Source organism: Gammaproteobacteria bacterium (assembly GCA_017999615.1).
In the GTDB taxonomy this organism is placed as follows: Bacteria; Pseudomonadota; Gammaproteobacteria; order JAABTG01; family JAABTG01; genus JAGNLM01.
Genome location: JAGNLM010000004.1, coordinates 450 through 26969, shown reverse-complemented (window position 1 = coordinate 26969; position 26520 = coordinate 450). Strand labels below are relative to the sequence as shown.

General features: G+C 69.2%; 25 protein-coding genes and 1 pseudogene. 15 read left to right on the top strand and 11 right to left on the bottom strand.

The annotated features are described in order from the left end of the window. The 11 genes and pseudogenes from folC to KA217_05535 all read left to right on the top strand — a co-directional run bounded on the left by folC (window position 1) and on the right by KA217_05535 (window position 12000). The gene (gene folC, locus KA217_05585) at window positions 1–1350 is read left to right on the top strand and encodes a bifunctional tetrahydrofolate synthase/dihydrofolate synthase (GenBank protein MBP7711923.1); all 1350 of its coding nucleotides are present in this window, start codon (window positions 1–3) and stop codon (window positions 1348–1350) included. Window positions 1351–1354: 4 nt separating this feature from the next. After that, window positions 1355–2059, top strand: coding sequence for an SPOR domain-containing protein (locus tag KA217_05580; GenBank protein ID MBP7711922.1), 705 nt, complete (start codon window positions 1355–1357; stop codon window positions 2057–2059). Further along, window positions 2056–2544, top strand: a complete 489-nt coding sequence (locus KA217_05575; GenBank protein ID MBP7711921.1) for a CvpA family protein — start codon at window positions 2056–2058, stop codon at window positions 2542–2544. The genes KA217_05580 and KA217_05575 overlap by 4 nt, the downstream gene beginning before the upstream one ends. 42 nt (window positions 2545–2586) lie before the next feature. Continuing rightward, window positions 2587–4101, top strand: coding sequence for an amidophosphoribosyltransferase (purF, locus tag KA217_05570; GenBank protein ID MBP7711920.1), 1515 nt, complete (start codon window positions 2587–2589; stop codon window positions 4099–4101). Further along, a pseudogene (locus tag KA217_05565) lies at window positions 4101–5423 on the top strand (DUF4147 domain-containing protein). The gene purF and the pseudogene KA217_05565 overlap by 1 nt, the downstream one beginning before the upstream one ends. 212 nt (window positions 5424–5635) lie before the next feature. Further along, window positions 5636–7447, top strand: a complete 1812-nt coding sequence (locus KA217_05560) for a fatty acyl-AMP ligase (protein MBP7711919.1) — start codon at window positions 5636–5638, stop codon at window positions 7445–7447. A 19-nt stretch (window positions 7448–7466) separates the two neighbouring features. Further along, window positions 7467–8423, top strand: a complete 957-nt coding sequence (locus KA217_05555) for an SDR family NAD(P)-dependent oxidoreductase (protein ID MBP7711918.1) — start codon at window positions 7467–7469, stop codon at window positions 8421–8423. A gap of 89 nt (window positions 8424–8512) precedes the next feature. Continuing rightward, complete coding sequence (locus KA217_05550; GenBank protein ID MBP7711917.1) at window positions 8513–8764, top strand: acyl carrier protein; 252 nt, start codon at window positions 8513–8515, stop codon at window positions 8762–8764. A gap of 1 nt (window position 8765) precedes the next feature. Then, the gene (locus KA217_05545; GenBank protein MBP7711916.1) at window positions 8766–9995 is read left to right on the top strand and encodes a CDP-alcohol phosphatidyltransferase family protein; all 1230 of its coding nucleotides are present in this window, start codon (window positions 8766–8768) and stop codon (window positions 9993–9995) included. 15 nt (window positions 9996–10010) lie between these two features. Next, window positions 10011–11018 (top strand): hypothetical protein, encoded by a 1008-nt coding sequence (locus KA217_05540; GenBank protein ID MBP7711915.1) that lies wholly within the window; start codon window positions 10011–10013, stop codon window positions 11016–11018. Continuing rightward, on the top strand, window positions 10990–12000 hold the full coding sequence (locus KA217_05535) for a hypothetical protein (GenBank protein ID MBP7711914.1): 1011 nt from the start codon (window positions 10990–10992) through the stop codon (window positions 11998–12000). The genes KA217_05540 and KA217_05535 overlap by 29 nt, the downstream gene beginning before the upstream one ends. Window positions 12001–12035: 35 nt before the next feature. On the opposite strand, the gene lptG is transcribed toward KA217_05535, so the two are convergent. Both lptG and lptF read right to left on the bottom strand, forming a co-directional pair. Then, a complete protein-coding gene (lptG, locus tag KA217_05530; protein MBP7711913.1) occupies window positions 12036–13133 on the bottom strand; it encodes an LPS export ABC transporter permease LptG in 1098 nt (365 codons plus the stop codon). After that, a complete protein-coding gene (gene lptF / locus KA217_05525) occupies window positions 13126–14223 on the bottom strand; it encodes an LPS export ABC transporter permease LptF (GenBank protein MBP7711912.1) in 1098 nt (365 codons plus the stop codon). The genes lptG and lptF overlap by 8 nt, the downstream gene beginning before the upstream one ends. A 78-nt stretch (window positions 14224–14301) precedes the next feature. Here lptF and KA217_05520 point away from each other — a divergent pair, with 78 nt between their 5' ends. Both KA217_05520 and KA217_05515 read left to right on the top strand, forming a co-directional pair. Further along, window positions 14302–15510: an aminotransferase class I/II-fold pyridoxal phosphate-dependent enzyme gene (locus KA217_05520; protein ID MBP7711911.1), complete on the top strand. Its 1209-nt coding sequence runs from the start codon at window positions 14302–14304 to the stop codon at window positions 15508–15510. A 15-nt stretch (window positions 15511–15525) separates the two neighbouring features. Then, window positions 15526–17247, top strand: coding sequence for an ABC transporter ATP-binding protein (locus KA217_05515; GenBank protein MBP7711910.1), 1722 nt, complete (start codon window positions 15526–15528; stop codon window positions 17245–17247). A 29-nt stretch (window positions 17248–17276) separates the two neighbouring features. Here KA217_05515 and KA217_05510 read toward each other — a convergent pair whose 3' ends face one another. From KA217_05510 to KA217_05485, 6 genes are all read right to left on the bottom strand, one after another. After that, window positions 17277–18056, bottom strand: coding sequence for a hypothetical protein (locus tag KA217_05510; protein ID MBP7711909.1), 780 nt, complete (start codon window positions 18054–18056; stop codon window positions 17277–17279). Further along, a complete protein-coding gene (locus KA217_05505) occupies window positions 18031–18741 on the bottom strand; it encodes a methyltransferase domain-containing protein (GenBank protein MBP7711908.1) in 711 nt (236 codons plus the stop codon). The genes KA217_05510 and KA217_05505 overlap by 26 nt, the downstream gene beginning before the upstream one ends. Window positions 18742–18919: 178 nt before the next feature. Beyond that, window positions 18920–20122 (bottom strand): glycosyltransferase family 4 protein, encoded by a 1203-nt coding sequence (locus KA217_05500; GenBank protein ID MBP7711907.1) that lies wholly within the window; start codon window positions 20120–20122, stop codon window positions 18920–18922. A 123-nt stretch (window positions 20123–20245) separates the two neighbouring features. Then, window positions 20246–20680: an HIT family protein gene (locus tag KA217_05495; protein MBP7711906.1), complete on the bottom strand. Its 435-nt coding sequence runs from the start codon at window positions 20678–20680 to the stop codon at window positions 20246–20248. Continuing rightward, window positions 20677–21660 (bottom strand): metallophosphoesterase, encoded by a 984-nt coding sequence (locus KA217_05490; protein ID MBP7711905.1) that lies wholly within the window; start codon window positions 21658–21660, stop codon window positions 20677–20679. The genes KA217_05495 and KA217_05490 overlap by 4 nt, the downstream gene beginning before the upstream one ends. A gap of 17 nt (window positions 21661–21677) precedes the next feature. Continuing rightward, window positions 21678–22796: a hypothetical protein gene (locus tag KA217_05485; GenBank protein MBP7711904.1), complete on the bottom strand. Its 1119-nt coding sequence runs from the start codon at window positions 22794–22796 to the stop codon at window positions 21678–21680. Between the two features lie 73 nt (window positions 22797–22869). Between KA217_05485 and KA217_05480 the strand changes: the two genes are divergently transcribed. Beyond that, window positions 22870–23694 carry a nucleotidyltransferase family protein gene (locus KA217_05480; GenBank protein ID MBP7711903.1) on the top strand — a complete coding sequence of 275 codons (825 nt, stop codon included), beginning with the start codon at window positions 22870–22872 and terminating at the stop codon, window positions 23692–23694. Here the strand turns inward: KA217_05480 and KA217_05475 are convergent. The 3 genes from KA217_05475 to KA217_05465 form a co-directional block, all read right to left on the bottom strand. Beyond that, the gene (locus KA217_05475) at window positions 23691–24461 is read right to left on the bottom strand and encodes a phosphocholine cytidylyltransferase family protein (GenBank protein ID MBP7711902.1); all 771 of its coding nucleotides are present in this window, start codon (window positions 24459–24461) and stop codon (window positions 23691–23693) included. The genes KA217_05480 and KA217_05475 overlap by 4 nt on opposite strands. 232 nt (window positions 24462–24693) lie before the next feature. Next, window positions 24694–25161 carry a thioredoxin-dependent thiol peroxidase gene (gene bcp / locus KA217_05470; GenBank protein ID MBP7711901.1) on the bottom strand — a complete coding sequence of 156 codons (468 nt, stop codon included), beginning with the start codon at window positions 25159–25161 and terminating at the stop codon, window positions 24694–24696. An 18-nt stretch (window positions 25162–25179) separates the two neighbouring features. Then, window positions 25180–25665: a peptidylprolyl isomerase gene (locus tag KA217_05465; GenBank protein MBP7711900.1), complete on the bottom strand. Its 486-nt coding sequence runs from the start codon at window positions 25663–25665 to the stop codon at window positions 25180–25182. A 170-nt stretch (window positions 25666–25835) separates the two neighbouring features. On the opposite strand from KA217_05465, the gene KA217_05460 reads away from it, so the two are divergent. After that, window positions 25836–26520 (top strand): hypothetical protein (locus KA217_05460; protein MBP7711899.1); only part of this gene is annotated, 685 nt, incomplete at its 3' end.

Sequence of the window (26520 nt, the reverse complement as noted above, 5' to 3'; positions counted from 1 at the left end):
ATGGGAAGAGGGCAGGGGGGCGAGGTGCCTGCCGCGGGCAAGGGGGGCTCGCTCGTGCGCTTTCGCACCCTGGACGACTGGCTCCGCTGGCAGGAGACCCTGCATCCCCAGAGCATCGCGCTCGGGCTCGAGCGGGTGCACGCGGTGGCGGGACGGATGGGGTGGCCGGCGTGCGGTTGCAGCGTCCTCACCGTCGGGGGCACGAACGGCAAGGGCTCCACGGTCGCGTTCCTGGAGGCCATCCTGGAGGAGGCGGGTTACCGCACCGGTGCCTACACCTCCCCCCATCTGCTGCGGTACAACGAGCGCGTGCGCCTGCGCCGGCAGCCCGTCGGCGACGACGCGCTCTGCGAGGCCTTCGCGCGGGTGGACCACGCCCGGGGCGAGACCTCGCTCACCTACTTCGAGTTTGGCACCCTGGGGGCGATGGACCTGTTTCGCAGGGCGGGACTCGACGCCGTGGTTCTGGAGGTCGGCCTGGGAGGCAGGCTCGACGCGGTGAACGCCTTCGACCCCGACGTGGCGGTGGTGACGACCGTCGACCTCGACCACATGGACTGGCTCGGTTCCGACCGCGAGTCCATCGGACGTGAAAAGGCCGGCATCTTCCGCGCCGGGCGCCCCGCGGTCTGTGGTGACTGGGATCCGCCCCGAAGCCTGCTCGAGGCCGCCCGTCAGCACGGGGTCGACCTGCGCCGGTTGGGCCGGGAGTACGGCTACGAGGCAGGGTCTGGCGGATGGGACTGGTCGGGACTCCACCAGCGGCTTGAAGACCTGCCGCCGCCTTCCCTGCCCGGGCGATTCCAGTTGCAGAACGCCGCGACGGCCCTCGCGGCCCTCGAGGCGGTGGACCGCCGGTTGCCGGTGGACCGGGCCGCGGTGGAGCGGGGTCTGCGGACGGCGAGCGTCGCAGGGCGCTTGCAGATCCTCCAGGGGCCCGTGGAGCGCATCCTCGACGTCGCCCACAACCCTCAAGGGGTGCGCGAACTGGCCGCGTTCCTCGCGGAACGCCCTTGTGAAGGAGTGACGCACGCGGTGTTCGGGATGCTCCGGGACAAGGACCTCGACGCGGCGCTGCGGGCCGCGGCCCCGGTGGTGGACCGCTGGCACGTCGCCGACCTGCCGGGACCCCGGGGTGAGCGGGCCGAAGCGGTCCGGGCTATCCTCGAGGGTCTTGGCGTCGTGGGGGGGGTTACGCTTTACCCGGACATCGAGACGGCCTACCGGACAGTCCTCGAGGATGTCCGCCCACCGGACCGGATCGTCGTGTTCGGCTCCTTCCTCGCGGTCGGACCGGCCCTGCGCGTTGAATCTTCCCGGGCAAGCTCGGAAACTCTCGTACATGGATGACCGCATGAAGAAGCGGCTGGTCGGGGCGGCGATCCTGGTCAGCCTCTTCGTGATCGTGACGCCCATGGTACTGGACCCCAGCCGGCTGGAGCCTGCCGGGAAGGGGGCCTCGCCGATCCCGCCTGCGCCGACCCAGGCATTTCCCGGGCGCCTCCTGCGTCTCGACGAGGTCTCGCCCCCCCTGACGCCACCGCCGGCACCGCCCGAGGCCGGCGCTCCGTTCGAGGAGCCCACCGAGCCGCTCCCGCCACCGGACACCCTCCCGGACCTCCCTCCGCCCGGCAAAGGTGCGAAGCCTGCCGCGCCGGAGGCTGCACCTCCCGGCAAGGCAGCCAGGGCCGCCGCGCCTGAGGTTGCGGCGCCCGGCAAGGGCGCTGGCCCCGAGGCGACCGAGGCCGTGCCGCCCGCAGAGGCCCGTGTGGGTCTCGCGGCCTGGGCGGTGCAGTTGTCGTCGTTCGCCAACGCCGCGAATGCCGTTGCCCTGCGGGACGCCCTGCGCGGGCGGGGCTTCGTGGCATTCGTGGAGACCGCGCCGGACAAGACGACGCGGGTCTACCTGGGGCCGGAGCTGCAGAAGGCCAACGCGGTCTCGGCCCAGCAGCGGCTGGCGCGGGACCTCGGGATCAAGGGTGTGGTGGTGCCCTATCCGGGCGCCGCCCGCACCGAGGCTCCTGCCGGTGAATCGGCCGGGGGACCGCCCCGACCGTGACCGCGGTCGATTACGGCATCCTCGGTGTCATCGGCCTGTCGGCGCTCATGAGCCTGCTGCGCGGGTTCGTGCGTGAGGCCCTGTCTCTCGCTGGCTGGGTTCTGGCCCTCTGGGTCGCTCTGACCTTCACCCGCGAGCTGGCCCGCTGGCTTCCCGCCGGCATCACCGTTCCCTCCCTGCGCCTTGCCGTGGCGTTCCTCGGACTGTTCCTCGCGGCCCTGCTGCTCACTGCCCTGGTCAACTTCCTCGCCGTGCACCTGGTGGAGAAGACGGGCCTGTCGGGCACGGACCGTACGCTCGGTGTGCTGTTCGGCGTTGCCCGGGGCGTGGTGATCGTCGCTATACTGGTGCTCCTTGCCGGGTTCACCGCGCTGCCGCGGGACCCCTGGTGGGGCGGTTCGTCGCTACTGCCTCAGTTTCAGCAGATTGCCCTGTGGATACGCGGCTTTCTCCCTCCTGACATTGCCGCCCAGATCCGCTACTGAACCGGCGGACCGAGCCCCGCCCGGGCGCCACGAGGTGAAGCCATGTGTGGGATAGTCGGAATCGTCGGCCGGGACGCCGTCAATCAGTCGATCTACGACGCCCTGATGGTCCTGCAGCACCGGGGCCAGGACGCGGCCGGCATCGTGACGTGCGACGACGACCGGCTCTACCTGCGCAAGGACCGCGGGCTTGCCCGGGACGTCTTCCAGCAGAGCCACATGCTGAACCTTCTCGGCCGCACGGGGATCGGACACGTGCGCTATCCCACGGCCGGGTGCGTCAGCTCCGCCGAGGCTCAGCCCTTCTACGTCAACTCGCCCTTCGGGATCGCGCTGGCTCACAACGGCAACCTGACCAACGCTGCGGACCTCAAGCGCGACCTCTTCGTGGAGGACCTGCGGCACATCAACACCGATTCGGACTCCGAGATCCTCCTGAACGTGCTGGCGCACGAGCTCTCCAAGCAGGGTGAGCGCCGGCCCACCGAGGAGTCCATCTTCCGCGCGGTGGCTGGGGTACACCGCCGTTGCCGGGGTGGTTACGCCGTGGTCGCGCTCATCGTCGGCTACGGGTTGGTGGCCTTCCGCGACCCCTTCGGGATCCGTCCCCTGGTGTTCGGGGAGCGTGCGACGGCGGGTGGTCCGGAGGTGATGGCGGCCTCGGAGAGTGTCGCGCTCGACGCCCTGGGCTTCGAGCGGTCTCGCGACGTGGAGCCTGGCGAGGCCCTGTGCGTGGACCTCCAGGGCCGGGTGCACACGCGCCAGTGTGCCGAGCACGCTGAGTACGCGCCCTGCCTGTTCGAATACGTCTACCTGGCCCGCCCGGACTCGATCATCGACAACGTCTCCGTGTACAAGGCGCGCCTGCGCATGGGCGAGAAGCTTGCCGAGCACATCCTGCGTGAGTGGCCTGCCCACGACATCGACGTGGTGATCCCGGTGCCGGACACCAGCCGGACGGCGGCGCTGCCTCTGGCGAACCGGCTCGGGGTGAAATTCCGCGAGGGGTTCGTCAAGAACCGCTACATCGGGCGCACGTTCATCATGCCGGGCCAGAAGGAGCGCAAGCGCTCGGTGCGCCAGAAGCTGAACGCCATCGACCTCGAATTCCGCGGCAAGAACGTTCTGCTGGTGGACGACTCGATCGTCCGCGGGACGACCTCGGCGCAGATCATCCAGATGGCCCGGGAGGCGGGCGCGCGCAAGGTGTATTTCGCCTCCGCCGCCCCGCCCGTGCGCTACCCGAACGTCTACGGCATCGACATGCCGGCGGCCCACGAGCTCGTGGCCCACGGGCGTACGGTGGAGGAGGTGGCGGCCTTCATCGGTGCGGATCGCCTGTTCTACCAGGACCTCGAGGACCTGATCCGCGCCGTGAACCGGCACAACCCCAGACTGCAGCGTTTCGACACCTCGATCTTCACCGGCGAGTACGTGACGGGCGACGTCAGCGTCGCTTACCTCCAGCGGCTCGAGCGCTCGCGCAACGACGAGGCGAAGGAGCACACCCGGCGGCGCATCGAGGGCGACAACATCGAGTTGCACAACTCCGCGTGATGGCCGCTGCAGCGCTACAGACGGCCCGCCGGCAGTTGCTGGGGCTCTATCGCGCCGCGCTCGCGGCCGTGGATGGCCGGCGCCGGGTCCGTGAATACCTTCGCCAGGCGCACCTGGTGCCGCCGGTCCACGTGGTCGCGGTGGGCAAGGCGGCGGTCCCCATGCTCGAGGGGGCCCTGGACGCCCTGGGCCCCGCGGTCGCCGGTGCGCTCGCGGTGGCCCCTGAAGGCGCGTGCGCGGAGCATCCCTCCGGGCTTCCCGGCCTGCGGTGCCTCGAGGCCCCGCACCCCGTACCGGACGAGCGCAGTGTCGCGGCAGGCAAGGCCGTGGTGCAGGCACTGGCCCAGATCCCCCCGGAGGGCAGCCTGCTGTTCCTCACCTCGGGCGGTGCCTCGAGCCTGGTGTAGCTTCCGGCCCCCGGCGTATCCCTCGATGCCCTGCGGGAAGCCACCCGCTGGCTGCTGGCCTCGGGCCTGCCGATCCACGCGGTCAACCGAGTGCGCAAGGCGTTGTCCGCCATCAAAGGGGGGCGCCTCGCGGCCGGGCTGCGCGGGAGGCCCGCGCTTCATCTGGTGATGGCGGACGTCCCCGGTGACGAGCTCGCAAGCATCGGCTCCGGCCTGGTCGTCCCCCATGGGGCAGCGGACCTTGACGGTCGCGGGATCGTCCTCCCGCAGTGGCTGGAGAACCTGGTGGCAGGGTCGCTACCCCCGGCACCGGAGGAGTCCTTCAGGGGTTTGCGCCACGCCGTGGTCGCCTCAGGGGCCCACGCCCGGTTCGTCGCCGCCCACCGGGGCCGCCGGCTCGGCTACGCGGTGCAGCGGCACGCAGAGCCACTGGTGGGCGATGCCCGCCAGGCCGGTGTGCGGATCGCGGAGCGGATCCTCGCGAGCCCTCCCGGGCTGCAGATCTGGAGCAGTGAGACCACCGTGCGCCTGCCCCCCACGCCCGGGCGGGGGGGGCGTTGCCAGACCCTGGCTCTCGCCGCGGCGATGGTCCTCGCGGGGTCACCCGACGTCGTGCTGCTCGCCGCAGGAACCGACGGGCGCGATGGGTCGAGCGAGGACGCGGGGGCGGTGGTGGACGGCGGCACGGTGGCGCGGGGAACCCTCGCCGGCCTTTCACCGGAGGACTGCCTCGACCGGGCCGATGCCGGAAACTTCCTGGAGGCGAGCGGTGACCTGATCCACACGGGCATGACCGGCACCAACGTGATGGACCTCATCCTGGCGTTGCGGCTGGCCCCGACCGACTATAATTCCCTCCTCGGGCGAAAGGGTATCCACGAGGTATCTGTCGATTTCGAGGCGAATCCGGCTTGAACGTCATATTGTCAAACGCTCGTGTTGCTGTAATAATACAGGTGTTGCATCAACAGGACAGCCCGGGGCGATGCCCCTGGCGAGGGGTACTTTTACCGAGTGTCTGACCGGTGGCCAGAGGTCGCGCCGAGTGGGTCTCTTTGGCGCATGGCTGATACGGGCCTCGAAGCGGGCGGGTAGCACCAAGGGGTGTCGGAGGACAGAGAGCGAGAATGGGCGCATCCTCGGATCAGAGACCCACGCCGACCATGAATCGGTTGCCCTTTCGGGCTGCCGACTTCACGAATCTCGCGGAGGCGCTGGATTACGCAGCGCTGGGCGAGACGGGGTGCAATTTCTACTCGGCCCGCGGCGAACTGACGGCGGTTCTGCCCTATTCGCGCTTGCGCGAGGAGGCGCTCCTGCTGGCACGCCGGCTGGCGAGCCTCGGGTTGGAGCGCGGGTCCCGGCTCGTCCTGGTCGCGGACACCTCCCCGGATTTCCTGCGTTTCTTCTTCGCGTGCCAGTACGTGGGCCTGGTGCCGGTGCCGGTGCCGGTGCATGTCAGCCTCGGCAGCCACAACGCCTACGTGCAGTTGCTGCGGGGCATGCTCGAGAGCTCGGCCGCGGCGCTGGCCATGTCGCCTGCAGGATTCCTCGAATACCTCAAGGAGGCGGCGCAGGACCTGGACCTGCGGCTCGTGGGCGAGCCGTCGGTGTTCGACGCCTTGCCGGAGAGCACGGACGAGCTGGTCCCATCGGGGCCCGGTGAGCTCGCCTACCTGCAATACACCTCCGGGAGCACGCGGTTCCCCCGCGGTGTCGCCATCACCGAGGAAACGGTCCTCAGCAACCTGGCGGGAATCATCCGCCACGGCGTGAAACTGCGCCCCGGCGACCGGGCGGTCTCCTGGCTCCCGTTCTATCACGACATGGGCCTGGTCGGTCTCGTGCTGACTCCCGTGGCGGGGCAGGTCTCGGTCGATTACCTCGCGACACGGGACTTCGCCATGCGTCCCCGCCAGTGGCTCAGCCTGCTGTCCCGGTCGAAGGCCACGATTTCCTTCAGCCCGCCCTTCGGCTTCGAGCTCTGTGCCCGGCGCCTGCGTCCGGGCGAGGCAGCGGACTACGACTTGAGCGCGTGGCGAGTCGCCGGCGTCGGCGCGGAGATGATCCACCCGGAGGTGCTCCAGCGTTTCGCCGAGGCCGTGGCACCCAGCGGCTTTGATCCGGGCGCCTTCCTGCCGTGTTACGGAATGGCCGAGTGCGCCCTGGCGGTGAGTTTCTCGCCCCTGGGCACCGGGGTGTCCGTGGACCGCGTGGACAGCGAGCGGCTCGCCGTTGAAGGGAAGGCGGTCGCAGCCGGTTCCGACGAGGACGCGTCCCCCGCGCGCATCAGCACGTTCGTAAACTGCGGTGCGCCCATACCGGACTTCGAGGTGGAGGTCCGGGACGAGAGCGGGCAGCCCCTCGGTGACCGGACGACCGGCACGATCTTCCTGCGGGGCCCCAGCGTGATGTCGGGCTATTTCCGGGACCCCCAGTCGACGAGCGAAACCCTGTCGCCGGACGGCTGGCTCAACACCGGCGACATCGGTTACCGCGCGGAAGGGAACCTGTTCCTGACGGGTCGCAGCAAGGACCTGATGATCGTCAATGGACGCAACGTCTGGCCCCAGGACCTCGAGTACCTGGCCCACCAGCAGCCGGAGGTGCGTCCGGGCGATTGCCTGGCGTTCTCGGTGCCCTGGTCCGACGACGAAGAGCGGGTCATGATGGTGGTGCAGAACCGCGACACGGACCCCGCGGTCCGGGCGGACCTGGTCAAGCGGCTCGAGGGTCTCGTGCGCTCGGAGTTCGGCATCGAGTGTCACGTGGAGCTGGTGCCGCCCCAGACGCTGCCACGGACTTCCTCGGGCAAGCTCTCGCGCTCCAAGGCCCGCCAGAACTTCATCGATTCGCGCGGCCAGCAGGCCGCCGCGGCTCCCCGGACCGGGGACGCGAAGGCCGGTGAAGGGGCGGCGGGCGCCCTGCGCGTCGCCTGATCCCTTCGCTTTGAGCGAGGTGGCCCCGGAGGCGTCGGTCGTCGCCATCACCGGCGCGACCGGTTTCATCGGCGGTGCGGCGGCGCGCCGTCTCGCCGCCCGCGGTTGGCTCGTCAGGGCCCTCGTGCGCGGGGAGTCCCGCCCGGAGGGGCTGCGCCGGGCCGGTATCGAGTGGGTGCCTGGCGACCTGGCCCAGCCCGAGAGCCTCGCCCGCCTGGTGGACGGCGCCCGGGCCGTGGTCCACTGCGCCGGTGCCGTGCGGGGGCTCGACGATTCCGATTTCCGGACCGCCAACGTCGAAGGGGTGTTCCACCTCGCGCGGGCGGCGGCGAATGCCCATCCCGCACCGCTCTTCGTTCAGCTGTCGTCGCTGGCCGCGCGGGAGCCGGGGCTCTCCCCGTACGCGGCGAGCAAGCGCGCGGGGGAGGAGGCCCTGGCCTCGGCGGGCGCAGGGCTGCGGCGCGTCGTGCTTCGTCCGTCGGCCGTGTACGGGCCGGGCGACCGGGAGATGCGCCCGCTGCTGCGCATGATGATGCGCGGCCTCGCCCTGGCACCGGGGAACGGGAGCGGGCGATTTTCGCTGCTCTTCGTGGACGACCTCGTCGCGGCGGTCGAGCGTCTGCTGCACCTGGATGCCGCGCCGGAGGGGCCCTTCGAGCTCCACGACGGCCGTCCCGGAGGCTACTCGTGGCCCGAGGCCGCCGGGATCGCCGCCCGTCTCAGGGGTCGCCCTGTGCGCCTTCTGAGCGTGCCGACCGCGCTGCTCGCCTGGGCGGCCCGCGTGAACGCCGCGCGGGCCCGGCTCTTCGGGGCGGTGCCCATGCTGACGCCCGGCAAGGTCCGGGAGCTGGGCCACCCCGACTGGGTCTGCGACAACGCGCCCTTCAGCGCAGCAACGGGCTGGCGGCCGGAGGTCGAGTTCTCCGAGGGGCTGCAACGTACCCTGGCCCCGGGAACCCCGGAGGGTGGGGCGTGAGCCCGCAGGGCCCGCGCGCGCTGGCGCGGGGCGGTTCGCGCGAAACCCGCTAACATCACATTCGTATGGACACAGGCGGTCAAGGAGCCATGCCCACGCACGCGGAAGTCTGCTCGGCCCTTTTCGAAATCCTGCGGCCCTTCGCCCCGGAAGGCCAGGTCATCGACGAGAACACCGACCTCACGGCGGACCTGGACCTCAGTTCCCTGAAGATCATGGAGCTGCTGATGGACGTCGAGGACCGCTATGACATCACGGTGCCGCTGAACGTGCTGCCGGACGTGCGCACGGTCCGGGACCTGGCCCTGCAGATCGACCGGCTGGTCGAAGGGGCGGGCTGACATGGCCACCGTCATTCACATCCTCGACGAGACGCCGGTCCGCCTCTGGGACCTGTCCCTGCGCGAGCGGGTGCGCCGGCTCATGCGCCGAAAGGGCAGCCTCGCCCTCGTGGACAGCCTGGCCCAGGTTCCGGCCGGCGACACGGTTCTCCTGCTGCGGGGCGACTATCTGATGGACGCCCGGACGCTGTGGGCGCTGACCGACGCCCCCGGCACCGTGCTGCGGGCGGGCGTGGGAGAAGAGGCGATCCCCGTGGCCGCGCACGTGCCGGGCGCCCTGGCCCGGGAGGTGGCGGCGCGCCTGCAGGCCCGGGGCGCCGGGGAGCCCCTTCCGGGGGGTCTGCGCACGGTCTCCGCGGACGATCTGACGCCTGCCTTCCAGGAGCGTCTGCGCAAGGCGGACCCGCCGTTCGTGCTCCCCATCACGGAGGGGTCGCGGGCCGAACTGGAGCGGCTCCTCTTTGGCGCCGCCTACAAGGGCATCACGGACCTGGTGACGCGCTTCGTCTGGCCAGTGCCTGCCCAGTGGGGTGTGCGCCTCTGCGCCCACTGGGGCATCACGCCCAATCAGGTCACGGCGCTCAACTGGGCCCTCGCGACTGTGGTCCTGTTCCTGTTCGGGTACGGCCACTTCGGGTGGGGGCTGGCGCTCGCCTGGCTGATGACCTATCTGGACACCGTGGACGGTAAGCTCGCGCGGGTCACCGTGACCTCCAGCACGTTCGGTCACTTCTTCGACCACATCCTGGACCTGATCTCTCCCCCCTTCTGGTATCTCGCCTGGGCCGTTGGCCTGTCCTCTTACCAGCCGCTGCTGCTGCCGGCGTCCGTCAAGGTAACGGTCTGGCTGCTCTTCGTGGGCTACATCCTCGGGCGGTTGACGGAGGGGGCCTTCAAGCAGTGGCTCGGGCGCTTCGGGATCTTCTGCTGGCGCAAGGTCGACTCCTACTCGCGCCTCGTCACCGCGCGCCGCAACCCTTCGCTCATCCTGCTCACCCTGGGCGCCCTGGCGGGCCGGCCCGACCTGGGGCTCGAGGCGGTGACCCTCTGGACCCTGCTGTCCGCGGCGTTCCTTCTGGCTCGTCTGGCGATGGCCTACCGCGAGCGCGCCTCCGTGGGGCCGCTGGTCTCCTGGCTCGAAGGCGCCGGAAAGGACCCGACCGACCGCTCCCTGGCGGTGCGCTGGTTCGCTGGCGGGGGGGCCCGGTCCCCGAACGGGGGCCGGAGCTGACGCCGCCGCCCGGCCGTGGCCGACCAGCCCATCCGACTGCGCCGGCCGCTGCGCCTCGCCTGCGTCACCAATCCCGAGAGCGGCCGTAACCGTCGACACCTGGCAGAGGTGCGGGCGCTGCTGTCGGCGCGATCGGGCGTCGTGTACCGGGAGGCCCGGGGCCAGCGGGCCGTCTCCGAGGCGCTGAGGGAGATGCGAGCCGACCCGCCGGACCTGCTTGTGGTCAACGGCGGCGACGGGACCGTGGCGGCAGTGCTCACCACGCTCCTGCTCGAGGGGCCGTTTCCCCGGCTGCCCCTGCTCGTACTGCTGCGCGGGGGTACGACCAACATGACGGCGGGAGACGTCGGGTCGAGGGAGGCCCTGCTGCCGTCGCTGCGCCGGCTCCTGGACCCGTCGGGCGAGCTGGAGGGCACGCTCGTCGAGCGGCCCGTGCTCCGGGTCGACGTGAGCCCCGAGGGCCCAGCCCAGTTCGGGATGTTCTTCGGGACCGGCGCCATCGTCCGGGGGATCGAGTTCTGCCACCGGAGGGTTCACAGCCGGGGTCTGCGGGACAGCCTTGCCCCGGCCCTCTGCACCCTGCGGGTTCTCTGGGCGATGGCCCGCGGTGACGAGCGGTACGCCTCGCCCCGGCCGATGACGGTCGCGGGACGCGTGGCCAGGGAACAGGCGGGCGGCGAGGAGGAAGACCAGGAACAGGATTATCTCCTGGTGCTGGCCAGTTCGCTCGAGCGACTGTTCGCAGGGCTTCGCCCCTACTGGGGAGACGCCGAGGGTGCCTTCTACCACAGCCGGCTGAGGGCGCGTGCTGGCCACGCGGCGCGCACGCTGCTCCCTCTCTTCTGGGGGCGTGCAGGGCGGTTCGCCACGCCGGAGCACGGTTACCACAGCGGGAAGCTCGACAGTCTCAGCCTGGAGATGGACGGTCCCGTGACCGTGGACGGGGAGGTCTACCAGGCGTCGCGGAAGGCGGGACCGGTGCGGGTGTCGGTGGGTGGAAGGGTCGCTTTCCTCCGCTTCTAGCCCGCCGGCGCCGGGAACGGGCCTCGTCGCCGCGCTCGTTCGGCTGGCCTCGCGCCACGTGCCCGGGACGGAGCTCGGTGCCCTGCGCGAGGCGCTTCGGCGCAGGTATGGCCCGGCGCTGCGCGGCATCCTCTTCTACGGCTCCTGCCTGCGCTCGGGCAACGCCCTGGACGGGCTCGTGGACCTGTACGTGGTGGTGGACCGCTACCGCTCGGCGTACCGCGATCCCCTCACGGCCCTCGCGAACGCGCTGCTGCCCCCGAACGTGTTCTACCTCGAAGTGCCAGTCCCGGCCGGGCGGGTGCGGTGCAAGTACGCCGTGTTCTCCATGCGCCACCTGCTCCGGGGGACTTCCGCACGCTGGTTCCAGTCGTACCTGTGGGGCCGGTTGGCCCAGCCGACGGCGATCCTCTACGCTGCGGACGAGCGGGTGAGGGGAGAGCTCCTGCAGGCCCTGGGGCAGGCGGTGGTCACCCTGCTCTGGCGGGCCCTGCCGGCGTTGCCCGAGCGCTTCACGGAGGCGGACCTCTGGGAACGGGCACTCGCCCTCAGCTACGCCACGGAGCTGCGGGCCGAGAAGAGCCAGCGCAGTGCCCTGATCGTCGAGAGCGACCCGGAGTATTACCGGGAGGTCACCGCGCCCGCCCTGGGCGTGCTGGCCTGGCCCGTGCGCAGCGTCGCCGGAGAGGGGGGCTCGATGGGCGAGGCCAGCATTCCCCTGCACGAGGCCAGCATACCGCCGCGGACCCGGCGGCGGAGCCGGCTGGCCTGGTCCGCGCGGCGGGTCCAGGGCAAGACCCTGTCGGCGCTGCGCCTTGCGAAGTCGGCATTCACCTTCCAGGGTGGGGTCGACTACCTCCTATGGAAGCTCGAGCGCCACTCGGGCGTGCGGGTCGAGGCCTCGGAGCGCGAGCGCCGTCACCCGCTGATCTACGGTTGGGGGCTCGCCTGGCGCCTGTATCGGCGCGGTGCCTTCCGGTAGGGGTAGCTCAGCGGGTGGGGGAGCGCCCTCCCGATTCAGCCGGCCCTGCGCAACAGCCAGAAGGCCCCCGCGAAGACGAGCAGCAGCGGCCCGAGGGTCACCACCGGCGCCGGGATGGAGAACACCAGCCCGGCGTTTGCCGCGAGCTGGCTGACGACCTGGAAGGCCAGACCCACGGCAACCGCCAACAGGACAAGCTTGCCGGTGTCCGACGACCGAGGCCGGCCGAAGCCCGCGGGCAGGGCGAGCAGGACCATGGCGCTGGTCACGAGCGGCAAGGTGGCCCTCTGCCAGAACGCCATCTCGTAACGGGCCGGGTTCTGACCGGTCTTTTCCAGATACCTCGCATAGCCGAAGAGCTGCGCCGGCGACATCACATGGGGCTCCAGCTGCAGCATCTCGACCTGCTTCAGCGACAGGTAGGAGTCCCACGGGAGCTCCTCCATCCGTTCGGAGAGGGGCGCCCCCGGGCCGAGGTGCTTGACCATGACGTCCCGCAGCAGCCAGCACCTGGGGTTCGCGATGTCGGCCTCGCGCGCGTGGACGAATCGCTGCAGGTGGCCGTCCTCGGCCTCCTCGAGAATGTCGATCTCCTGGGGCAGGCGGCCGTGGAGCACCTGGCCGATGCTGACGAACCGGGAGCCGGCGTGCATCCAGAAGCCGTCCTCGCTGAGCAGCACCTCCCGACCCTCCAGCGCAACGGCCCGCTCCCGGGTGGCCTGCCGATTCAGGGGCGAGGCGACGAATTCGTCGGAGAGGGCTGCCAGCACCATCAGCGCGAGCCCGACCTTGACCACCGCGAGCCCGAGCCGGCGCCGCGAGACGCCGCAGGAGCGCATGGCCATGGTTTCGCCGAAGTGAGAGAGGATCGCGAGCCCGATGGTGGTGGACGTGAGGACGAGGAACGGCAGCAGGTCGAGCGCCCGGCGCGGGAGCACCATCAGCTCGTAGCGAACCGCGTCGAGAAAGCCGTAGTTGCCCTTGCCCACCTCGTCGAGCTGCTGGACCAGGTCGAGGATGGTGAACAGCGGGAGGAGCGCGAGCAGCACGAGCACGAGGGCGCCGAGGACCGTACGGCCGACGTAGCGGTCGATCAGAGTGACGCGCGGCGTGGACCCGCGCCCGTCAGCCATAGGCGGGTGAGGCAGATCGCGGGTGCCAGCGGCGCCGGACCCAGGGCCAGGCTAGCAGGGCGAGGACCGTCAGCGCGAGGAGCGCGATGGGCCACCACAGGCCGGGCACCGGGCCCACCAGCCGGTCGTGGACCAGGTTCTTGGCGCTGAGGAGCAGGGCGTAGAAGAGGGCAAAGGCGAGCATCGCGATCACCAGGCCAAGGAACCGGCCTCGGCGCGGGGGTGCGCGGCTGAGGGGTACCGAGAGCGCGGCGAGGAGGAGCGTCAACACCGGCGTGGAGAGGCGCCACTGGAACTCCGCGAGTCCTTTGCCTGCCGTGGCGTGACTCAGGGCCGCCGTGCTCTGCATCTTGATCTTGTAGCCGATCTCCGGGGGTTCCGGTGCCTCGAGCCGCACCGTCAGCACCCCGAAGTCCATCGTCGTGTCGCGCGTCCCCCGGCGGTCGATGCGGAAGGCCCGGCCCCGCGAGAATTCGAAGACCGGGCTGTCCTCGAGACGCTGCGGAGGTTGATGGAGGCTCTCGGCCTCGATCACGAGCAGCCGTTCCCCGTTGCGCATCTGGGCGACCACGTCGTGGGCGCTGCGCGCCGCGTGGTCCACCGACACCGCATAGACGGCATAGCGCGAGTCCGGGCTGACGAAGAGTTGCTTTGCCTCCAGGTCCTCGATGTCGAACTCGGCGTCGGCCACGGCCCTCAGCACATAGAGTTGCTGGAAGGCCCAGGGCCGCACGCTCACCGAGAGTACGGCTGACAGCAAGGCGACGGCGAAGGCGGGTAGCAGGACGGTCCTGAGTACCCGGGGCTCCCCCATCCCGCAGGCGGCGAGCGCCAGCATCTCCGAGCTGGCGTGCAGGCGCCCCAGCCCGATGACGGCGCTGAAGTAGAACGCCACGGGCAGCAGGACCTCCAGCGCGATGAGCGACTTGATCAGCACCAGGCGCAGGACGACGTGGGCGGGAAGCGCGCCCGCCACCACGTCGTTCAGGACGATGGCCGTGGTGTACACGGCGAAGACCACCAGCAGCACCGTCACCACCGCCAGGAAGGGCTGATAGATCTCGCGGGCGATGTACCGGGTCGCGATCAACGCAGGCTCAGGAGTACGTGGTGGGGTGTCAGGGATACGGTATGCTACCGCCACCGACGCGGTGAAGGGGCCCCTGCCATGAAGCTATTCGAGAAATTCCAGCCGCTCGCGGCCACCCGGGCCCAGCTCGCGGCGTTCGGTACCCTGCCCATCGGCGTGGTGACCGAGCGGATCGTCTCGGCCACCGAGGGCCTCATCGAGGGCCGGCGGGTGATCCTGGCCGGCACCAACAACTACCTCGGATTGACCTTCGAGCGCGAATGCATCGAGGCCGCCCAGCGGGCCGTGGCGGAGCAGGGCACCGGAACCACCGGCTCGCGCATGGCGAACGGCACGTATGGCAGCCACCTGGCGCTCGAGCGCGAGCTCGCGGAATTCTACGGGGTACCCTCCGCCGTCGTGTTCTCCACCGGCTTCCTGGCGACGATGGGGGTCGTCAGCACCCTGGCAGGACAGGGCGACACGATCCTCCTCGACGCCGACTGCCACGCGAGCATCTACGAGGGCACGCGCCTGAGCGGGGCCGACGTGGTCCGTTTCCGGCACAACGAGGCGGCCGACCTCGAGAAGCGCTTGCGCCGGCTGGGCGAGAGGGCGGAGCGCACCCTCATCGTGGTGGAGGGCATCTACAGCATGCTCGGCGACCGCGCCCCGCTCGCCGAGATGGCGGCGGTCAAGCGGGAGCTGGGAGGCTGTCTGCTCGTGGACGAGGCGCACTCGCTTGGCGTGCTCGGGGCGACCGGGCGGGGCCTCTGCCAGGAGGCAGGCGTGGAGGACGACGTCGACCTCGTGGTCGGCACCTTCAGCAAGAGCCTCGGCTCGGTCGGGGGGTTCTGCGTCAGCCGCCACCCGGAGCTCGACCTGATGCGCAACGCGGTGCGCTCCTACATCTTCACCGCCTCGCCCGCGCCCTCGGTCATCGCCTCGACCCGCGTCGCCCTGCGCATCCTGCGCGAGCGCGAGGAACTGCGCGAGCACCTCTGGCGCAACGTCCATCACCTCTACGACGGGCTCGCGGGCGCCGGTTTCCGGCTGGGGCCCCAGCCGAGCCCGGTGGTGGCGGTGGAGGTGGGAAGCCAGGAGCAGGCGCTGGTCTGGTGGCACGACCTGCTGGCGCGCGGTGTCTACGTCAACCTGATCCTTCCGCCCGCCACGCCCTCGGGGGCCTGCCTGCTGCGCTGCAGCCTGAGCGCGGCCCACACGCCGGAGCAGGTCGACGCCATCCTCGCGGCCTTCCTCGCCCTGCGGCCGATCGCGGGGGAGGCGGGGGGGACGGGGGCTCCCTAGACCCACCCGGCCACCATGAGATTCCTCCGTGAGATCGCCCGGGCCTACCCCCGGCGCACGCTGGTCACCCTGGTCGCCCTTCTGGTGGCGGGTGTGTTCGAGGGGATCAGCCTGTCGGCGCTGTTCCCCATCCTGGACCTTGCGGCCAACGCCGAGAGTGGGGGGCAGAGCGAGCGTGGGTTGGGGAAGTTCCTCCACGGCCTCGGCATCGACCCATCCCTCGGGCCGCTGCTGCTGATCATCGTCGTCGGCGTCAGCCTGAAGGCCGCGATGGTGCTGCTGGCCAATCGCCACGTCGGGTACACGGTGGCGCAGATCGGCACCGACCTGCGCCTGCGGCTGCTGCGTGCCTTGCTGCGCGCCCGCTGGGAGTTCTTCCTGCATCAGCCGGTGGGCTCGCTCGCCAACGCGATGGCCACGGAGACGGTGCGCGCATCCAACGCCTATCTGAGCGGCGCACGGGCGCTCGCGCACGCCGTCGAGACGTTGGTGTACACGGTCGCTGCCCTCTTCGTGTCCTGGCAGGCCACGCTCGCGGCGGTGCTGGGGGGGGCGGCCATCACGCTCTCCCTGGGGCGGCTGGTGCGCAAGGCCCGCCGCGCCGGGCGCCGGCAGACGGACGTGCTCGTGTCGCTGTTGCGGCGCATGGCGGACACGCTGCAGTCGGTGAAGGCGCTCAAGACCATGGGGCTCGCGGGCGGGGCCAACGTGGTGCTGGAGGCGGAGACGCGACGCATGAACAAGGCGATGCGCAAGGAGGTCCTGAGCGTCGAGGGCCTGCGGGCGATCCACGAGCCCGTGGCTATCGCCTTCGTCGCTGGCGCCGCCTACCTGGTGGTGAACGTCTGGGGCCTGCCTCTCGCGAGCGTCGTGGTCCTGATGCTGCTCCTGCTGCGGGTGCTGAAGCTCGCGGGCAAGCTGCAGCACGAATATCAGAAGATGTCGGTCAACGAGAGCGCCTACTGGTCGCTGCGGGGCACCATCGACCGAGCGGAGGGGTCGCCTGAGGCCGAGCCCCACGGCTGTACACCGGTGTTCGAGCGCGAACTGGCCCTCGAGGACGTGCACTTCGCGTTCGGCGACCGGCCCATCCTGCGCGGCCTGACCCTGAGGCTTCCAGCGAGCTCCTTCACCACGATCGTGGGGCCTTCGGGTGCGGGGAAGACGACCATCCTCGACCTGGTGACCGGTCTGCTCGAGCCCACGTCCGGCCGACTGACGCTGGACGGGGTTGCCCTGGGCGAGTGCAACCTCCAGGCGTGGCGCCGGATGATCGGCTACGTTCCCCAGGAGACCCTGCTGCTGCACGAGAGCGTGCTGCACAACGTCATCCTGGGTGACCCCGACCTCACCGAGGGCGACGCGGAGCGAGCGTTGCGCGCAGCCGGGGCGTGGGAGTTCGTGAGTGCGATGCCGGAAGGGATGCAGACGACCGTCGGTGAGCGGGGCAGCATGCTCTCGGGTGGTCAGCGCCAGCGCATTTCCATTGCCCGGGCGCTGGTCCGCCGCCCGAAGCTCCTGATCCTCGACGAGGCGACCAGCGCGCTGGACCCTGCGAGCGAGGCGGCGTTGTGCGAGACGCTGGCCCGGTTGAGGGGCGAGGTGACGATGCTGGCCGTATCGCACCAGACGGGGCTGGCCGAGATCGCGGACCGGGTGGTGAGGTTGGAAGACGGGGCGTTGGTACCCATGCCCGTGGGACAATTCGCGGCTTCCGGAGCGCGACCTCTTGCGTAAGGATGAACACTGACCCAGCAGGCCGACAGTCAGACCTTCGCGTCGAACAGGCCTTCCGTCTCAGCTAGCAATTCCACCCGCACACTCTCGGGGTCGCGATTGGCATCCACTTGGGCCACGACGAACCCATCTGGTAGCAATTCGACCAGTTTTTCGTGATAGGCAAGCCATCTGCGGAACTCTGCGCGTTGCACTGGATCGGCGCGCACGGAGAAACGGGAGGATCCGGTGCGCGAGAACGCACGAGCGGCAAGTAGGTCCGCATCGGCCGTCATTACGATGCCCCTGGCATTCGATTCGCGCACATAGGCAGCCAGAGCAGTTCGGAGCAGCCCTGACCCACGCCACCGCGGGGCCCCCAACGTCATGGACCAGAGCACGTTCACAATACCCTCGTCCACCAGCACGACGTCGAATGACGCCTCACGCCGGAGGTGGGTGAGGAAGTCCAATTGCCCACAGGCGCGGGTGGCGTAGTAGGCACGCTTGCGATAAGGAGGACCGAGAAGAATGCCCGCAAGGAACACGGACGTGGTGAATACGCAGTGAGTCGCAGCGAGCCTCAATAAACGGGCTGCCCGATACAAGGGACTGGATTTCTGGACGTGCCGGCCGCCCCGCCTCAAATCTCCCCTGCGCAGGTTCTCGCAGGAAAGCACCGAAAGCCCCCGGGCTTGGAGGTCATGAGTCAGCGGTTCTGCTGCCGTGGTCTTGCCCGATCCGGCGGGCCCTATCAACTCGATGAGCAGAAGCGGGCGTTTCCGTGGCAAGCCAGCAGCCAACTCACCCTGTGCCGGATTGAACGACATAAATCTTCGTGTTGAAGAAGCGGTCGAAACGCGCGTTGTCCGCAGCCCATTCCTCGATGCGAGTGAGCACGGCCTGCGGCAAGAAACTGCGTTTTTCCTTGAGTACGGGCATCAGGGCGAGATGATGTCGCTCCACGATATGCAGGCCGTGGGTGGCCACCAGTTGCTCCACCTCCGAGTCACTCATGCAATGAAGCCTGCGCTCGGTCTGAGGGCGCCCAAGGCGCTGTAGGACTCGCCTCGCGCGCATGGTTGTTCCCGTGCAGCGAAGATGGTTGTTAAAAATCAGCAATCCATCGGACGCCAACAAGGACGCGAGCTTGGCCATTGCCGAGTCGCGCAGGGCATGTTCGGCGTTAGGAAAGAAGCGAAACGCCGTGATCAGGTCGAACCGCCGATTGTCGAAGCTGCTCGACCGAGTCACGTCGGCCAGGAGAAGTTCCGAGCGCGTGAGAGTGGCCTGAGCCACCTGCAGCATGGAGTCGGCGACGTCGACTCCGGTGGAGGTTCCGACCCTGTCTTCGAAGAGCCGAAGTATCCGTCCCGTTCCGCACGCAAAATCCAGCAGGCGCACGGCTCCCGGGGTGGGGAATCGGGCGTGAAGAATTCCCAGGAGGATGCGTTGCTCAATTCCCCAGGCTACCGAGCGATGAGGATAGTGGGAGAACTTCTCGTTGTAATCCAAACCTTTTCCTTGGTGTGATCGACGGTAATCCTCGTATGGAACAGTGTTTGGCGTCATTTGGGTCCCGGGCCTCCGCGGGTCGCGAGCAGTCGCGTCGGAAACGCAATCGTGGGGCGAGGATCTGTCGGGAACATAATTGCCTCAGAAGTCATCTCAGGACTTCGGTTCCTGGCAAAGGTCATTGAGGGTAATGTGTCTTCTCGGCAACGGCACGGTAGACGTCAACGTGTCGGTCGATGCTCCGAGACAATGGCATCGTCTTGCGAATAAAGCTGACCGCGTTGTTTCCCAGGTTGCGCCTCAATTCCTCGGAAGAAAGCAATAACTCGAGTGACGCAGCGAGCCGTTCACTGTTTCGTTCCGTCATGATGTATTCATGATGGTTGCGGCCTATTTCCTCGGAGTACCCTCGGTAGTACGTCATGACTGTTGGCAGTCCCGATGCCATGGCTTCCAGAACAGCGTTCGGCATGCCCTCTCTCTCGCTCGGGAAGGCAAAAATATCGGCGGCCCTGAGATAGGAGGAGACCCTGTCCGAGTGTCCGATCATGTGAATGCGGGCGGGGGCATCTCCACGCGTGAGGAGCTCATCCATTCTCTTCCGGTAGTCCGCAAGCTCAGGGACGAAGAGATCTCTCCGCCGACCCAACCAAACGACGTGTAGATTCGGGTATTTCTCGGACAGGCGATGCCACGCCTCGAGGAGTATGTCGCAGCCTTTGCGGGGATAGACGGTGCCTACGCCGCAAACAAGCTGGCAGTCGGGGGGCAGGCCGAGTTCCTTTCGCAGCGAGACCTTTTCGGCAGGTGTTTCGGCAGGCCTGTAGATTTCGATGTTGACCCCGTTGGGGATGACGGCTATCTGCGAGGTGACGCCTAGCGACCTGAGAAGGCCCTTCAGGGCGTCTGTCGCCACGATGATGGTGTCGAACTGATTGTAGGCCTGCCGCAGGAAATATCTCTTTGCGAGCCCTGAGATCAGTTTCTTGGGTGGCCAAATGGGGGCGTTGTGGGCGATGGCGTAGGAGAAGACGAGCCCTTTGCCGCGGGCCTTCAAGGCCTTGAGAAGAGGGATGGTGAAGTTGGGCTTGGTGGAAAGGCTGTGGAAGATATGCGGGTTGACGAAACCACTGTCCAAGAGCTTGATGATCTGTTCCCCGAGAAAATGAATTCTCTCCTTGTTCATTTTGTCGCCCAGCCGGATGCGGTGGATGGGCACGTTGTCGAGGAACTCTGGGGGGAAGACGTGGCCCAGGGGAAAGCTCCGCCAGTCGGCGGTCGTGTCGTGCTCCGTGAGCTTGGCGAGTGCCGGTGTCCCGGCGATCACTTCGACTTCTACGCCGCGTTCGGTGAACCCCTTGAGGTATCTGCTGATGCGCATCTCCACGCCGCCAGGAGTGGGGAAGGATGACGAGGAGGTAATGCAGACTTTGAGTGGGTTCGGTGACATGGGGCCCTGGGGTACCGAGAAGGGAGAGGGTGGGTCGAGGGTCAGGGTGGCGGTTCAGCTCTTCGGCCACGCCGCCCGCAGACGCTCCACCAGCGCGGCCTGCACGCCCGGCTCGGTCGGGGTCGCGAAGGAGAGGTCCGGCAGGGCTGGCCAGCCGGGGTCCGGGAACGTGATGCCGGCGAAGGTCCTCGGGCTGTGGTAGCGGGGGAGGACGTGCCAGTGGACGTGCGGGTCGACCATCATCAGCATCAGGTAGTTGATGCGCTGGCAGTCGAACTCGGCACGCAGGGTCGTCTCCACGTCGACCGCCACCTGCTTCAGCGCGGCGAAGGCGTCGAGGGACACGTCGGAGAGCCGCAGGACGTCGTCCTTGCAGGCGACCACGAGCGTCCCCAGGGTGGCCTGCCGGGGGCGCAGCAGGACGACCCAGTCGGGATACTCCCGGATGAGGGTCGCGGGGTAGCCGAACCGGCGAATGGTCTCGTTCATGTCTCCGTCTCCGTCTCCATCTCCTTCTCCCTGTCGCTGTCTGTGCCCCTCTCCCGGGGGCCGGGCGAGTCCACCTCCCACGCGCCCACCGGGGTGAAGCGGTGCTCCTCGGGCGCGTATTCCCGCACCGAGAGGCGCACGTTCCAGCCTCGCCCCCGGCGCGAGATACGGAACACATGGTACTGGGCGCGCCGCGCCGCGTCCGGGCCGTGCATTGATGCGGACCGCACGCCGATGACCGGGGCCCTTCCGGCGGGGGTCGGGAGCCAGAGACGGGAGTCGCGGTGGGCGTGACCGTGGAGCACCAGTTCGACACCCCGCTCGGCCAGCACCGCACCCAGCGCGGGCGCGTCGGTGAGCCGCTTGCGCCAGCGGATGCTGCCGGGCACCGGGGGATGGTGGATCAACAGCACCCGGAAGAGCCCTCGCTCCCCGGTCGTGCGGAGCATGTCCCCCAGGGCCTCGAGCTGCGCCCGTCCGATCCGGCCGGTGGCCATGAAGGGAGGGGACGGTCGCGCGGTGCTGAGACCGATCAAGGCCACGCCGTTGCGCACGCGCAGGGTCGGCAGGGGGGCCCGGCCGTCGGTGGACGCCGCCGGAGCCCCTGGGTCGGAGGCGAGGTACGGGGCCCAGAGCGCGAAGGTCTCGGACCAGGGGGCCCACCGGTAGGCGTCGTGGTTTCCCGGGATGACGAACACGCGGTCCGGTGCGCCGATGCGGGGCAGCCAGGCGGCTGCCTGGCGGAACTCCTGGGGCAGACCGATGTGGGTGAGGTCCCCGGTGACGACCACCTGGTCTGCGGCGACGCCGCGCAGGTCGGTGAGGAGCGCGTCCAGGACCTCCGAGCGGTGCACGTGCCGGCGGTGCGTGCGCCAGGAGAGGTACCCGAGAACCCGCTTGCTCAGGAGCTCCCGGCCGCGCACCTCCCCCAGATGGGTGAGGTGCGGGTCGGAGAGGTGGGCGAGCACCAGTTCCGTCACGTCAGGGTCTCGCCACCTCAGACCGGCATCCGGTACACGCGCGAGCGGCGGAAGTAGTCCTGCTCGAAATTGAGCCAGATCCGGTTGACGGTGGTGTTGTCCTCGAGCTCGCGGTTGGTCTCCATGAAGCGCACGCCCCGCCGGCGCAGCGTGTCGTACATGTCGATCAGCGTGACCGCTGTGACGATGGCGGAGGGCTCGCCCGGTTTCACCCCGGCCAGCAGGAACTCCACCGTCTCCGGGCGGCGGTAGTCGCGCAGGATCGGCAGGAAACCGAAGGGCAGCAGACGGCCCCGGGCGCGCTGCAGGGCCCGGCTCAGCCCCGGCATGCCGATGAAGAATCCCACCAGCTCGCCCTCGCGGGAGAAGGGCAGCTTCACCAGCTCCGGGTCGAGGTAGTTGAAGTACTTTCGGGTGTAGTACTCGCGCTGGGTGTCGGTGAGCGGTACCACCCCGTAGAGCGGGGCGAAGGCGGCTTCCAGCAACGCCCAGATGGCCGGCGCGTGTCCGAGCAGCTCGCGGCGGCTCCGGCAGGTCACGACCCGGTACCGGTCGTTCCCACCGTAGCGCTTGCGCAGGCGCTCGAGCAGCGGCGATTCGTCCGGGACGCGCAGGCGATACTCGATGTAGTCGGCGTCCCGGGTGAGTCCGAAGCCCTCGAGGAGCTGCCGGTAGTAGGGCGGGTTGTAGCTTCCGCTGATGGTGGGCAGGCGCTCGAATCCCTCGATCAGGAGTCCCTCCGGATCGAGGTCCGTGAACCCCTGGGGCCCCGTCATCTCCGTGCACTGCTGCCCGCGCAGCCAATCGCGGGCGGCTTCCAGGAGACGTCCGGCGACCTCCGGGTCGTCGATGGACTCGAACCACCCGAAGCGTCCCCGCAGGTGGCCGAGCTTCCCGGCCTCGAGCTCGTTGACGCTGGCGCAGACCCGGCCGACGGTGCGGCCTCCCGACTGCGCGAGGAATCGCCGAGCCCGGTTCACTTCAAAGGCGGGGTTTCGATCCGGGTCGAAGTAGGCGTGGTCGTCGGAGATGATCGGCGGGACCCAGTGCGGGTCGTCCCGGTAGAGCTCGAAGGCAAAGCGCACCCATTCCTTGCGGTCGGCCCGGGTCTCGACTTCGCGTATGCTGATCGCCATGGGGAAGGTGCCAGAGGCCTGTCGCTGAGGGAGGATCGAATGATGGTTATGGCGGCCTCGAGGGTCAACTGCCGTGTCCCCCGCTAGCGTCCGGGACGAAGCGCCGCGTTTCACGGCGGTCGTGCTCGCGGGCGACCGCACCCCCGACGACCCGCTGGCGCTCTCCGCCGGGGTTCGCTACAAGTCCCTGGTCCCGGTCGGCGGGCGGGCCATGCTGTTGCGTGTCCTCGACGCCCTCGCGGGCAGTCCCCAGGTGGGCCGCTGCGTGCTCTGCGGTCCACCCCGGGAGGCCCTGGAGCAGGACGGCGAGCTACGCGCGGGTGTGGCCACGGGAGCCTGGGACTGGCTGCCCCCTGGTCCGACCCCGAGCACGAGTGCGCTGGCGGCCCTGCAGAGCCTGCCCGAGTCGGAGCCAGTGCTCCTCACCACGGGGGACCACGCGCTGCTGCGCCCCGAGGTGGTGGAGTACTTCTGCGGCCACGCGCGAAGGGCCGGCTCGGAACTGGTCGTGGGGCTCGCCCGCTACAAGGAGGTCATGGCCGCCTTTCCCGGCATGCACCGCACGGGCCTGCGCTTTCGGGACGACGTCTACAGCGGGTGCAATCTCTACGCCTTCCTCTCACCCGCGGCCCGGGGTGTGGCGGACTTCTGGCGGCGCGTCGAGGGGGAGCGCAAGCGGCCCTGGCGCATGCTGCGGGCGCTCGGCTGGGGAACGGTCCTGCGCTACCTCACGGGGCGCTTGACCCTCGGCCAAGCCCTGGAGCGGCTTTCGCTCCAGTTGGGTGTGCGGATCGGGACCGTGCTCTTGCCGTATCCCGAGGCCGCGGTGGACGTCGACAAGGTCTCCGACCGGGAGTACGCCGAGCGGATCCTGCGCGGTAGAGTCGACCCGCGCTAGCGGGCGGGGCCCGCCGTCCGGGAGGTGCGCTCTCCCGCCGCGTGCTTCCAGCCGGCTGCGAGCTTCGAGGCGCGAACCAGGTCGAGCGGATAGTCGATCTCGCTCCACTCGAGCCCGGAGATGTCCTGCGTCCAGACGTACCCCTCGCGAGCCAGCTCGGCGATGACCGAGAGGTAGTACTGCTTCTTGGACTCTTTGCGCTGCACGGCGCGACCGAGGGCCTCGCGGAACAGCGCCGGCCCCTGGCCACGGAAGACCATCATGCCGATGGACTCGCCGTCCACCTGGTCCAGGGGCAGGTCCTTGCCGACCTTGAGGAGCCGCGCTCCCGAGCGCTCCACCTTCATGTCGTCGTCGTCGTAGTGTGCCTTGCGGTTGATGGCGAGCGTCACGGGCTGAACGGGGGACGCGAGCAGGCGCTCGAGTATCGCCGGCTCGAACACCGTATCCCCGTTGAGAAGCACGAAATCCTCGGTCATCTCCCCGCGCGCCATCCAGCAGCTGAAGAGATTGTCCGCTACCGCGAAGTCCGGGTTGAACAGGGTACGCACGCGACCGGAGCCCGCACGGCGGGCGACCAGGGCGTCCACATACTCCGCGCCGAAGCCCACCACCACGGTGACGTCCTCGACCCCGCACTGGGCCAGGTGGTCGAGCTGCCACTCGATGAGTGGTTTCCCCGCCAGCGGCACGGTGCACTTGGGAGCACGCTCGGTCGCCGGAAGAAGCCGTGTGCCCTGCCCAGCGCTGAGGATGATCGCCTTCATGGTTTCGCTGTCTCGCCCCTTGTGGCCTGTCGAGGTGTCGCTGGCCGTGCCTGCGCTTGCGCGGGACCACCTGCCGGCGGCTGGCCTCACTGGGCCTGAGTCTCGAAGTGTCTAAATACTACGACACTTTGTTTCCTTTTTGCAACCTTGCGCGGTTGTGAGGGGCAAAACTGGGTCTTTTGCGCCACAAGCAGCTCGCTCGGAGGCGCTGCGAAAAACCGGGCGAGACCGGTCAACCGGACTGGAGGGCCTCGAGAACCTGCGCAGGGTGGGCCTCGGCCTTGGTCACCTTCTTCCAGTGTTTCTTCACCCTGCCGTCTGGCCCCACCCAGACGGTGGAGCGGATCACGCCCATCGTCTTCTTGCCGTACATGCTCTTCTCGCCCCACGCGCCGTACTGCTCCATCACGGCGTGGTCTGGATCGGAGAGCAGGGTGAAGGGGAGCCCGTACTTGCCTGCGAACTTGCCGTGCCGGGAGGCGTCGTCCGGCGACACGCCGACCACCGTCGCCCCCAGGGCCTCGATGTCCGCCCAGAGGTCCCGGAAGCCGCAGGCCTCCTTGGTGCAGCCGGGGGTGTCGTCCTTGGGATAGAAGTAGACGATGACGTCCTTGCCCTGGAAGTCCTTCAGCGAGACCTTCCTGCCCGATGCGTCCGTCAGGGTGAACGCCGGTGCCGGTTTCCCTTCCTCGATCGCCATCGTCTCGCTCCCCCGCAATCAGTGGTGGTGGGTGCCCGGGCCGTGGACGTGACCGTGGTCGAGCTCCTCGGCGCTGGCCTCGCGCACGTCCTGAATCCTGACCGAGAAATTGAGGGTGACCCCCGCGAGCGGGTGGTTCCCGTCGATCGTGACCTGTTCGGGCGAGACCTCTACCACTCGGACGACCCGCCCGCCATTGTCGGATTCGTGGCTGTGGAACGTCATTCCCACCTCGATCTCCCCGTCGGTCACGAAACGCTCCCGGGGAACGACCTGAATCAGGTCGTCGCGCCGCTCGCCGTAGGCCTTCTCGGGAAGGACGGTCACGTCCACGGCGTCGCCGGCGGAGAGCCCCTCAAGCGCCTCTTCCAGGCCGACGATGATGTTGCCTTGTCCGTGCAGATACGCGAGCGGCTCGCCGCCGTCGGAGGAGTCGAGCACCGTTCCGTCGTTGTCGGTGAGCGTGTAGTCGATGGTCACGACCATGTTGTTTGCGACCTGCATGGAGAAGCCTCCCGGCGAGAATCGAGGGCACATCATACGGTCCGAGGCCAATCTTCGCAGCCCCCATGCGGGAAGTCAGAGGGAGGGAAAATCCCGGCTGGAGGGTCTGGAGACGCGGGGCCTATACTTCAGGCCGGCCCTGCGCGTCGCAGGGATGGAGGAGTTTCCCAATGAGAGTCGAGAAGGTCGTGCGGATGTGCCTGTCGGCGAGCGCGGCGGTGATACTGGTCGCGGCGCCTTTGGCGCAGGCCCAGCAGGAGTGCGAGCAGATCCGTCGGAGCTGCCTGGATTACTGCCGCTACGGACCCGTAACCCCTGAGAGCGGCCGTGATTGCAAGAAGGAGTGCCAGAAGAAGGTCGAAGACTGCCGCAAGGGGATGCGTGGCCAGGATGGCGGTGCAGCCTACGGCGGCCAGGGCTATGGCGCTCCTGGCTATGCGCCTCCCGCCCCTGGCTATGGCGCGCCCCCCTACGGTGCTCCAGGCCAGGCGTTTCGCGGCTACGGCGCCCCCGGATACGGGCCCCAGGGCTATGGCGCCCCTGCCTTCGCTCCGCCCGCGAGCCAGGCCCCGGCTCCTGCCGCGGCGCCCGCGGTGAGCCAGCCCGCGGTGCCGGCGTTCCCGGCCCAGCCGGCGGTCCCTGCCAAGCCCGCGGCCCCTGCGGTGAGCCAGCCCGCGATGCCGGCGTTCCCGGCCCAGCCGGCGGTCCCTGCGAAGCCTGCGGCAGCGCAGCCCGCGGTGCCGGCGTTCCCGGCCCAGCCGGCGGTCCCTGCCAAGCCCGCGGCCCCTGCGGTGAGCCAGCCCGCGATGCCGGCGTTCCCGGCCCAGCCGGCGGTCCCTGCGAAGCCTGCGGCAG

Bases quoted from the DNA above. Each gene is read 5' to 3' on its own strand.
- KA217_05465 (MBP7711900.1), bottom strand. From the start codon at position 25,665: ATGCAGGTCGCAAACAACATGGTCGTGACCATCGACTACACGCTCACC.
- KA217_05500 (MBP7711907.1), bottom strand. From the start codon at position 20,122: ATGCGCATCAGCAGATACCTCAAGGGGTTCACCGAACGCGGCGTAGAA.
- KA217_05550 (MBP7711917.1), top strand. From the start codon at position 8,513: ATGCCCACGCACGCGGAAGTCTGCTCGGCCCTTTTCGAAATCCTGCGG.
- KA217_05510 (MBP7711909.1), bottom strand. From the start codon at position 18,056: ATGTCGTTCAATCCGGCACAGGGTGAGTTGGCTGCTGGCTTGCCACGG.
- folC (MBP7711923.1), top strand. From the start codon at position 1: ATGGGAAGAGGGCAGGGGGGCGAGGTGCCTGCCGCGGGCAAGGGGGGC.
- KA217_05580 (MBP7711922.1), top strand. From the start codon at position 1,355: ATGAAGAAGCGGCTGGTCGGGGCGGCGATCCTGGTCAGCCTCTTCGTG.
- KA217_05545 (MBP7711916.1), top strand. From the start codon at position 8,766: ATGGCCACCGTCATTCACATCCTCGACGAGACGCCGGTCCGCCTCTGG.
- KA217_05485 (MBP7711904.1), bottom strand. From the start codon at position 22,796: ATGGCGATCAGCATACGCGAAGTCGAGACCCGGGCCGACCGCAAGGAA.
- KA217_05495 (MBP7711906.1), bottom strand. From the start codon at position 20,680: ATGAACGAGACCATTCGCCGGTTCGGCTACCCCGCGACCCTCATCCGG.
- KA217_05515 (MBP7711910.1), top strand. From the start codon at position 15,526: ATGAGATTCCTCCGTGAGATCGCCCGGGCCTACCCCCGGCGCACGCTG.
- KA217_05560 (MBP7711919.1), top strand. From the start codon at position 5,636: ATGGGCGCATCCTCGGATCAGAGACCCACGCCGACCATGAATCGGTTG.
- KA217_05475 (MBP7711902.1), bottom strand. From the start codon at position 24,461: ATGAAGGCGATCATCCTCAGCGCTGGGCAGGGCACACGGCTTCTTCCG.
- KA217_05520 (MBP7711911.1), top strand. From the start codon at position 14,302: ATGAAGCTATTCGAGAAATTCCAGCCGCTCGCGGCCACCCGGGCCCAG.
- purF (MBP7711920.1), top strand. From the start codon at position 2,587: ATGTGTGGGATAGTCGGAATCGTCGGCCGGGACGCCGTCAATCAGTCG.
- lptG (MBP7711913.1), bottom strand. From the start codon at position 13,133: ATGGCTGACGGGCGCGGGTCCACGCCGCGCGTCACTCTGATCGACCGC.
- bcp (MBP7711901.1), bottom strand. From the start codon at position 25,161: ATGGCGATCGAGGAAGGGAAACCGGCACCGGCGTTCACCCTGACGGAC.